Raw genomic sequence first — 8818 nt, 5'->3', positions numbered from 1 at the left:
ACCCGCCCCGATCTGATCTTGCAACCCGGACCAGCCGCTCAGATCGGGGCTGATCGCCTGCCGGATGCAGACCAAAGTGACATTTCTACTTTGCAAACATCCGGACATTTCAACTTCACCGCCACATCGCTTGGATTAGGTTCTCTAAACTTGCCTTTGCAAGCGCCTCAGACGATTTCAACACGAGCCTTGCGCCACGCCTCGTAGCGTTCGAGGGTCTCCTGATTGGGTGGGTAGACGCCGAGTGTCGGCTTGCCGGATTCGATCTCCAGCTTGAGGAACTCCTCCTGCTCCTCCATCGCGACGGCCTCGTCGGCGATTTCGCTGACATATTGGCGAGGAATGATGATGACGGCTTCGGCATCTCCAAAAACGATGTCGTCGGGGTAAACCGCAACGCCGCCGCAGGCAATCGGCTGGTTCATGTCCGATGCGTGATGGGCGACCAAATTGGCGGGCGCCGCGGGACCGAGGCAATAGGTGGGGAGCCCGAGCTGGGCCATATCGGCGGTGTCGCGAACCCCTCCGTCGAGTACAAGACCGGCGCAGCCGCGATAGACAAGGCGACGAGCCAGCACCGCGCCAATGCCTGCGATCTCGGCGATCGAGCGGCAGTCGAACACGAGGACGTGGTCCTCCGGGATCGTATCGATCGCCTTGCGCTGCTGGTTGGACGGATCGGAACTGTAGCTCGAGCCGTCGATATCCTCACGCGCCGGAATATAACGGACGGTGACGGCCGGACCGACCATCGGCTTTTCGGCCGCCGCGAGCGGCCGCACGCCGCGAACAGCCGTATTCCTCAGTCCCCGCTTCAGCAGCAAACTGCTGAGACTCGCCGAATTCGTCCGCAAAAGCTTTGCATAAATCAATGGGTCTAAGGCGGTCATGAGATCTCTCCCTTTGTCAGGCGGAAGATCTACCACAACAAATCTTTGGTTCAATAGAGAACTTAGTTTTTCTTATTTGGACAATTGATGCCGCCCATTGATGGTTCTTGTCAGCGTTCCGGCCGCCTCCAGGACTTCGCGCTTGATCGATCGAGCCCGATCCGGCGTCGCCTCCCCGATAAAAGGCACGCTGAGAGTGGCGATCAGACTGCCTCGGTCATCGAACACCGGCGCAGCGAAAGCGCGCAAGCCGAGGTTGGATTCCTGATTGTCCTCAGCGTAGCCATCGCGGCGAATTTCTGCGAGCGCCTCTTTCAGCGCCTCCGGATCCGTGATCGTATAAGGGGTCTTGGCCTCCAGCCCGCCGGCGCAGTAGGCCTCGACCTCACCGTAGTCCGAATAGGCCAAGGCCAGCTTGCCGGCTGCCCCAACATGTTTGCGCGAACGTCCTCCCACTTTGATAAACAACGCATAATCGCCAGGACTCGCGGCGGCGAATATCGTCATCATCTCCTGCCCCTCGGGCACGGCCAGCTTGAAGGATTCCGTTATCCGCTCCGCCGCTGCCGCCAGAATTGGCCTTGCCGCCTCGATCAGCGTCACGCGATCGGCACCGGGCGAGATCCGCCGGGCAAGCTCGACGAATTTCGGCCCCAGCTCATAGGAGGCTCCGCCATTGACCCGCGCGACCAGGCCGTGGGCGGTGAGCGAGTTCAGAATGCGGTAGACCGTCGACCGGGGCACGCGCAGCTGATCGACCAAGGCGCCAAGCGAGATGCCCGTTTTCGCATCAGCCACCGCCTCGAGCAGATGCGCCGTCTTTTCCACCACCGGAGAACCATGTTTCGGTTCATTCATGAACTTGCAATTCCATTAGAGAATTAATCGGCTTGACTCCGGCAACGTTGGCAACCATCTTGTCCGCCGCAAGTGTCGTATTTGACACTACGCGGTTGCTGGAGGAAGCGCAACCGAACGGCTGCGGCATGCGCGATGGCGCGCGGCTGGAACGGGAGGAGGACTTCATGACGATCAGGAAATTTCACCCACTACGGATCGGGCTTGCGATCTGTCTGGCGGCGGGCGTTGCAATGTCCGCCGACGCTGCCGAAGACAAATTGACGGTTGTGGTGACGGACGAGCCGAAGTCGCTGGATCCCTGTGATACCGATCTTTCGGGAAATTCCCGCATCCTGCACAACAATATCACCGAATCCCTCGTCAACCTCAGCCCGAAGGACGGATCGGTCGTTGCCAGCCTTGCCACAAGTTGGCGCCAGGTCGATGACCTGACCTGGGAGTTCAAGCTGCGCGAGGGCGTGACGTTCCATGACGGCAAGCCGTTCGAAGCCAGCGCGGTCGTCGCCGCCGTTAAGCGGGCTCAAGACCCGGCCCTGGCCTGCGAAGTCGGGCTGGCCACCTTGAAAGGCATTAAGCTCAACGCAGAGGCCGTCAATCCGACCACCGTCCTCATCAAAACCGATGTCGTCGAACCGATCCTGCCGAACAAGATGTCTGCCGTCGACATCGGCTCGCCGGCGACCCCGAGTGACGGCAAGACGCGCAGTCCGGCCGGAACCGGCCCCTACAAGCTGGACGCGTGGATCCCTGGCCAGTCCGTCGCGCTGACGGCCTATGACGGTTATTGGGGCGACAAGCCGGCAATCAAAAATGCGACGATCATCTGGCGTGCCGAATCCGCAGTTCGTGCGGCCATGGTGGAGACAGGCGAAGCGCAGATCGCCTACGAGATCGCGCCGCAGGACGGCACGACCGACCAGGACCAGGCCTTTCCGAACGCTGAAACGTCGCTGTTGAGGATCGATGCCCAGGTAGCGCCGCTCGACGACAAACGCGTGCGTGAAGCGCTCAATCTCGCCATCGACCGGGACGGTCTCGTCGGGACCATCTTCCATGAGGACGCGCAGAAGGCAATGCAGGTCGTGCCGCCTTCGGTGTTCGGTTTCAATCCCGACATTCCCGTCTGGACCTATGATCCGGAAAAGGCGAAGTCGCTGCTTGCCGCGGCCAAGGCCGATGGTGTGCCCGTCGATAAGGAGATCGTCATCTACGGTCGCATCGGCATCTATCCCAATTCCTCGGAAAGCCTGGAGGCCATACAGGCGATGCTTGCGGATGCCGGGTTCAACGCGCGGCTCGAAATGCTCGAGACCAGCCCATGGTTGAAACGGCTCCTGAAGCCCTGGGATAAGGATCGCCAGCCGTCGATCCTGCAGACCCAGATCGACAATGCCGAGGGAGATGCCGTGTTCACGCTGCCCAACCGCTTCACCACCGACGGCAATCAGGCGACAATCGCAGATGCCAAGCTCGACAAGCTGATCGCCGATGGTTCGAAGGCAACCGGCGACGAGCGCAAGAAGCTGTTCCAGGAGGCATTCCGATACATCGCCGTCGATGCGGTGAATATCGCCCCGCTCTTCCATATGGTCTCGATTGCCCGGGTCGGAAAGGACGTGAACTACATCCCCGATGTGCAGGCCGGCAACGAGATCAAGCTGAAGTCGATCAGCTATCGCTGACCGATGCGCCCAACCACTGTCGCCTGAGGAGAGCGGATGTCCCTCACCTATTTCCTGAGACGTGCCGCCTTCGCAGCGCTCGCGCTTGCGGCTCTGATGACGTCAGCTTTCTTCCTCGTGCGGCTGACGGGTGATCCCGTCAACCTCTATCTGCCTGTCGACGCCTCCGATGCGGCGCGCGAAGCCATGCGCGTCCGCCTTGGGCTCGATCGTTCCCTCCTCGCCCAGTTCTTCGATTGGGCCTGGGATATGCTCAGCCTCGATTTCGGCATGTCTCTCTGGCACCATCGCCCCGCCATGGACGTGGTGCTGGAAGCACTGCCGAACACATTGGCGCTCGGCGCCATCGCCTTGGCACTCGCCTTTGCCGCCGCGATCCTCGTCGGCTCGATTGCGGCGGTGAACGCCGGCGGCTGGGTGGACCGGGGCATCAATCTCCTGTCGCAATCCGCAGCCAGCGTACCCGATTTCTGGCTTGGCCTGATGAGCGTGCTTCTGTTCGCGGTCACCTTCCGAATTCTTCCGACGTCGGGCTTTGGTGGTCCCGTCTACTGGGTGTTGCCGGTCGCCTGCCTGTTCGCTCGACCTTTCGGAACCTTGGTGCAAATCGTCCGCGGCTCGATGATCGAAGCACTGAACGCGACATTCGTCCGGACGGCACGCGCCAAGGGTGCCCGCGGCGGGCGAGTCACCTTCGTGCATGCGCTCCGCAACGCTCTCCTTCCCGCGGTCACGGTGACCGGCGACCTCGCCGCGCAATTCGCCGGCGGCGGCGGTGTCGTCGAAGTGGTCTTCGGATTTCCAGGCATCGGTAAACTTCTGATCGACGGCATCCTGAAACGCGATTTCGCCATCGTTCAGGCATCGATCTTTGCCGTCGCCGTCGTCATCTTCGTCATCAATATCCTGGTCGACATGCTCTATGCCTCGATCGATCCGCGTGTGAGGGTCGAATGACCGACACATCCGCCGAGCTCCTCCCCGCCCGCGCACGCCGCGACCGGCGCATCCTCTGGCTCATGCGGGCGCTTTCAGGTGACCCGATGGCAGTGGCGGCAGCGATCTGGCTGCTGATCGTCGTCCTTGCCATTGCCGCTGACAGCTTTTCGCTCGTCGGCGAGAACCGGATCTCGCTCAAGGCGCGCAACCTGCCGCCCTTCACATTCGGCCAATCCTGGACCCTGTGGCTGGGCGCCGATGCGCTCGGACGACCACTCCTTGTCCGTCTGATCGAGGCGGCATCGACGACGATCGGCATCGCCCTCGTCACCGTGCTGACAAGCCTCGCCGGCGGGACGCTGCTCGGCGTCGTCGCCGGCTATTTCGGCGGCATCGTCGGCAGCCTCGTCATGCGCATCTGCGACATTATCCTCGGCTTCCCGACGCTGCTCGTCGCCTTGTTCGGCCTCTATCTGTTCGGCCCGAGCGTCAGCAATCTCGTCATCGTGCTCGCCGTGACTCGCATGCCGGCCTATATCCGGGTTGCACGGGCCGAAACGCTGGAGGTCCGCGAAAGGCTGTTCGTCGATGCGGCGCGTGTCTTCGGCGGCGGACCAGTCTGGATCCTGCGCACCCACATTCTCCCGAGCGTTGCGCCGACGATGCTGACGCTTGCCTCCGTCAATCTTGCCATGGTCATGCTGTTCGAATCCGGGCTCAGCTATCTCGGACTTGGCATCCAGCCGCCTTCGGTTAGCTGGGGCCTGATGGTCGCACAGGGCCAGGGCTATCTGTCCTCCGCCTGGTGGCTCAGCTTCTTTCCCGGCCTTGCCGTCATGTTCACCACCATGTCCTTCAACCTTCTCGCCAACTGGTTCCGGATCGTCAACGATCCGTCGCAGCACTGGCGGCTTGTGAGCCGGAGGCGCTGATGGCCCTTCTCGACGTCAAGGATCTTCAGGTCAGCTTCGACACGGCTGCCGGCCGCATCCTCGCCCTTAACGGCGTTTCCTTTTCGCTCGAGCGCGGCGAGGTTCTGGCGCTTTTGGGAGAGAGCGGCTCGGGAAAATCGGTGACCGCCTCGGCCATCATGGACCTCGTTCCCGATCCGCCCGGTGCTATCGACCGCGGCTCCATCCGCTTCGAAGGCATCGAGTTGCTGCAACTTCCGCGGAGCGAACGACGTGATCTCTGCGGCGACCGGATCGCCCTGATCTTCCAGGACGCGCTGGCCTCGCTCAATCCGGTTTATCCCGTCGGCTGGCAGATCGCCGAGATGTTCCGCATCCACGGGCGCAATCCGGAAGGCGGCGTCGAAAATGCGGTGATCGACCTGCTGACTGCGATCGGCATTCCCGACCCCAAACGCCGCGCCAGACAATATCCGCACGAGTTTTCGGGCGGCATGCGCCAACGCATCATGATCGCCATGGCCGTGGCGCTCGAACCTGATATCATCATCGCCGACGAGCCGACGACGGCGCTCGATGTCACGATCCAGGCGCAGGTGGTCGACCTGCTCCGCACGATCCGCGAACGCAGCGATGCCGGCATGATCTTCATCACCCATGATCTAGGCGTGGTGGCCGAGCTCGCAGACCGTGTCGCTGTCATGTATGCCGGCCGCATTGTCGAGACCGCGAGCGTCTTCGAACTCTTCGAGGATGCCCGCCATCCTTACAGTGTCGGCCTGCTTGCCTCGCAGCCGCGCATCGACACCGATGAGGACGCACTGATCCCGATCCCCGGCTCGGCTCCCAATCCGGTCGCCCTGCCGTCCGGCTGCGCCTTCAGGACCCGCTGTCCGCGCGCCGCAGGTGTCTGCGCCGAGCATGTCCCTCCTCTTGAAACCGTGGGTCCAGGCCGCCAGGCCGCCTGCCATTTCCCGGTGACGCCAGCATGACCGAGCCTCTTCTCAAGGTGCAAAACCTCTCCCGGCACTTCGGCAGTGGCGCAACAGCAGTGCGCGCCGTCGACGACGTCAGCTTCGAGATCGGCCGGGGCGAAACTGTCGGTCTCGTCGGCGAAAGCGGCTGCGGCAAGACCTCGCTGGTGCGCACGCTGCTGAAGCTCGGGCCGGCAACGAGCGGCAGCGTATTGCTCGACGGTGTTGAGATCACCAGGGCAAGCGGCCGCCAGCTGCACGATCTGCGCCGACAGATTCAGGTCGTCTTCCAGGATCCCTACCAGTCACTCAATCCGCGCCTGCGGGTCGACCGGTTGATCGCCGAACCGTGGGCGCTGCATCCCGGCGTCCTGCCCAAATCCCGGTGGCGGGAGGAGACGGTCAGGCTGCTCGAATCCGTCGGATTGCGCGCCGAACATGCGGAGCGCTACCCCTCCGAATTTTCGGGAGGTCAGCGTCAGCGGCTTGGCATTGCGCGCGCCCTGACGCTCGATCCGACGCTCCTCGTATGCGACGAGCCGGTCTCGGCCCTCGACGTGTCGGTCCAGGCGCAGGTCGTCAATCTGCTCGCCAAGCTGAGGCGCGAGCGCAATCTGGCAATGCTGTTCGTCGCCCATGATCTGGCCGTGGTGCGGCATGTCTCCGACCGGGTGATGGTCATGTATCTCGGCAAGATCATTGAGACAGGACCGAAACAATCGATCTTCAGCGCGCCGGCCCATCCCTATACCCAGGCCCTGATGTCGGCAGTCCCGACACCGGATCCGCGGCTTCGCGGACAAGGCAGACGCATCGTTCTGAAAGGCGATCTGCCAAGCCCCGTCGATCCGCCGAGCGGATGCCGTTTTCGAACACGCTGCTGGAAAGCGACATCGCTTTGCGCGGAACAGGAGCCGGCCTTGAAGAACAGGACGGCAGCGCCCGGACTGCTGACCGCCTGCCATCATGCCGATCCGGATCTTTCCACGGCCGCCGTCTGACCTCGACGGACCAGCCCGTATTTCAGCAGCGTTGCACGGGCGCAGCAAGATTTGGAACGGAGTCACGCCTTCTCTCAATTACCGGTGGGGCAAAGGAGGCTTTCGAATGGAAATCCAGGGAATTTACGCGGCGCTCGCCACGGCGAGCATGGATAAGGCAGAAAGATTCTACACCCGACTTTTCGGCCGAGAGCCTGATGATCGCCCCATGGTTGGTCTGATCCAATGGCGCAACATTGCCGGAGCCAACATCCAAATCTTCGACAATAGCGAGAATGCCGGCTCCGGCAGATTGACAATAGTGGTGCCGAAAATGGATCGGGCGCGAAAATCACTTCAAGAGATGGGCGTGGATCTCACCGATGAATCGCAAGGTGATTACGGACGCATCGCTCAAATCGCAGACCCGGACGGAAATCGCATCACTCTTGCCGAGCCGCCCTCAAGACCCTTCGATAGCTAGACCAGACCGCCTCGCCGGCCAACAGTCGGATTTTTTGTTCCGGAATGTCGGAGCGGCCGATGGTCACACGTCCTGGGGAGGTGCAGATAACCCGGGAGGCGCACGTGCCGGCACAGATATTGTTGAAGGGAAGAGGACTGGTTGAATGCCCGCGTTGGCATAAGGGCGAGCTCTGGTTTGCCGATTGGACCAGTGGCGAAATCCGCGTTCTTGAAGAGAAAGGCCAATCGCGGCTTGTCGTTCCCGCGAAAGCTCCACCGCTGTCATTCGATTTCAGCCCGGAGAACGAGCTCTTCGTGGTCCAGTCCGCGTCCTCATCGCTCATGCGTTTCGATGGTGAGGGTCTGAAAGAGTTCGCTGCGCTTGGGCCAGGCAGGTGGAACGAGATCGTCATTGACGCTGCAGGCAGAATCTATGTCAACGGCCCATCCCTTATGCTGATCCTGCCGGATGGCAGCGTCGAGACGCAGGCCGAAGGCTTTCAGTTTCCGAACGGCATGGCGTTATCCCAGGATGGCTGCACTCTCGTCTGCGCCGAAAGTTGGGCCAGGCTATTGACTGCTTTCGATGTGGCGCCGGACGGTCGCCTTGGCAACAGGAGGATCTGGGCGGAGCTTCCCGGCCCCCCGGACGGGATCTGTTTCGACAGCCAGGGAGCGATCTGGTACGCGGACGTCGCCAATGCCTGTTGCCGCCGGGTCCGCGAAGGCGGCGAAATGCTTGATGAGATCAAGATCGATCGGGGCGCATTCGCCTGTATGCTCGGCGGCGACAATCGGTCGACCCTCTTCATCACCGCCGCACGATGGTTTGGCATGGACAAGATGGATCAGATGGCCGGAACCGGCCAGATCGTCTCCGTCGAAGTGAACGCTCGCGGAGCCGGCTGGCCGTACAATTGAACTGTCGCTCGCAGACCAGGTCTGCCAGCTTCACTGACTTCGGGCACCGCGCCAGGTTGAACCTGCGACCGGAGACCGGTGCTGCTGTTTACGGAATTCAGCCGGTTGAATCGCCAAATACCGGCCTCGGCGAGGATTTAATAAATTGATAAGCGGCGGGCGATAGATTTCAGCGACAATTACGATCGTGAAAAT

The 8818-nt window shown here is 61.8% G+C and carries 9 protein-coding genes; 7 read left to right on the top strand and 2 right to left on the bottom strand.

The features are described 5' to 3' along the window. Window positions 1-167 precede the first annotated feature (167 nt). Both EFD56_RS16510 and EFD56_RS16505 read right to left on the bottom strand, forming a co-directional pair. Window positions 168-890, bottom strand: a complete 723-nt coding sequence (locus EFD56_RS16510) for an RraA family protein (protein WP_126905822.1) — start codon at window positions 888-890, stop codon at window positions 168-170. 72 nt (window positions 891-962) lie between these two features. Then, the gene (locus EFD56_RS16505; protein ID WP_126905821.1) at window positions 963-1748 is read right to left on the bottom strand and encodes an IclR family transcriptional regulator; all 786 of its coding nucleotides are present in this window, start codon (window positions 1746-1748) and stop codon (window positions 963-965) included. A 167-nt stretch (window positions 1749-1915) separates the two neighbouring features. Here EFD56_RS16505 and EFD56_RS16500 point away from each other — a divergent pair, with 167 nt between their 5' ends. From EFD56_RS16500 to EFD56_RS16470, 7 genes are all read left to right on the top strand, one after another. Continuing rightward, complete coding sequence (locus EFD56_RS16500; protein WP_126905820.1) at window positions 1916-3433, top strand: ABC transporter substrate-binding protein; 1518 nt, start codon at window positions 1916-1918, stop codon at window positions 3431-3433. Window positions 3434-3469: 36 nt separating this feature from the next. Beyond that, entirely contained in the window at window positions 3470-4390 is a 921-nt protein-coding gene (locus tag EFD56_RS16495) for an ABC transporter permease (RefSeq protein ID WP_126905819.1), read from the top strand. Beyond that, window positions 4387-5304 carry an ABC transporter permease gene (locus EFD56_RS16490; RefSeq protein WP_126905818.1) on the top strand — a complete coding sequence of 306 codons (918 nt, stop codon included), beginning with the start codon at window positions 4387-4389 and terminating at the stop codon, window positions 5302-5304. The genes EFD56_RS16495 and EFD56_RS16490 overlap by 4 nt, the downstream gene beginning before the upstream one ends. Beyond that, complete coding sequence (locus tag EFD56_RS16485; RefSeq protein WP_037147282.1) at window positions 5304-6275, top strand: ABC transporter ATP-binding protein; 972 nt, start codon at window positions 5304-5306, stop codon at window positions 6273-6275. Before EFD56_RS16490 ends, EFD56_RS16485 begins: the two co-directional genes overlap by 1 nt. After that, window positions 6272-7258 (top strand): ABC transporter ATP-binding protein, encoded by a 987-nt coding sequence (locus EFD56_RS16480; RefSeq protein ID WP_126905817.1) that lies wholly within the window; start codon window positions 6272-6274, stop codon window positions 7256-7258. The genes EFD56_RS16485 and EFD56_RS16480 overlap by 4 nt, the downstream gene beginning before the upstream one ends. Before the next feature lie 106 nt (window positions 7259-7364). Then, window positions 7365-7721, top strand: coding sequence for a VOC family protein (locus tag EFD56_RS16475; RefSeq protein ID WP_004677533.1), 357 nt, complete (start codon window positions 7365-7367; stop codon window positions 7719-7721). Window positions 7722-7765: 44 nt separating this feature from the next. Then, window positions 7766-8623: an SMP-30/gluconolactonase/LRE family protein gene (locus EFD56_RS16470; RefSeq protein ID WP_245440598.1), complete on the top strand. Its 858-nt coding sequence runs from the start codon at window positions 7766-7768 to the stop codon at window positions 8621-8623. Window positions 8624-8818 lie beyond the last annotated feature (195 nt).

Origin of the sequence: Rhizobium phaseoli, from assembly GCF_003985125.1 — a bacterium.
Lineage (GTDB): Bacteria > Pseudomonadota > Alphaproteobacteria > Rhizobiales > Rhizobiaceae > Rhizobium > Rhizobium phaseoli.
This window is presented reverse-complemented; position numbering and strand designations above follow the sequence as displayed.

Bases quoted from the DNA above. Each gene is read 5' to 3' on its own strand.
- EFD56_RS16500 (WP_126905820.1), top strand. From the start codon at position 1,916: ATGACGATCAGGAAATTTCACCCACTACGGATCGGGCTTGCGATCTGT.
- EFD56_RS16480 (WP_126905817.1), top strand. From the start codon at position 6,272: ATGACCGAGCCTCTTCTCAAGGTGCAAAACCTCTCCCGGCACTTCGGC.
- EFD56_RS16505 (WP_126905821.1), bottom strand. From the start codon at position 1,748: ATGAATGAACCGAAACATGGTTCTCCGGTGGTGGAAAAGACGGCGCAT.
- EFD56_RS16495 (WP_126905819.1), top strand. From the start codon at position 3,470: ATGTCCCTCACCTATTTCCTGAGACGTGCCGCCTTCGCAGCGCTCGCG.
- EFD56_RS16475 (WP_004677533.1), top strand. From the start codon at position 7,365: ATGGAAATCCAGGGAATTTACGCGGCGCTCGCCACGGCGAGCATGGAT.
- EFD56_RS16470 (WP_245440598.1), top strand. From the start codon at position 7,766: ATGTCGGAGCGGCCGATGGTCACACGTCCTGGGGAGGTGCAGATAACC.
- EFD56_RS16490 (WP_126905818.1), top strand. From the start codon at position 4,387: ATGACCGACACATCCGCCGAGCTCCTCCCCGCCCGCGCACGCCGCGAC.
- EFD56_RS16485 (WP_037147282.1), top strand. From the start codon at position 5,304: ATGGCCCTTCTCGACGTCAAGGATCTTCAGGTCAGCTTCGACACGGCT.
- EFD56_RS16510 (WP_126905822.1), bottom strand. From the start codon at position 890: ATGACCGCCTTAGACCCATTGATTTATGCAAAGCTTTTGCGGACGAAT.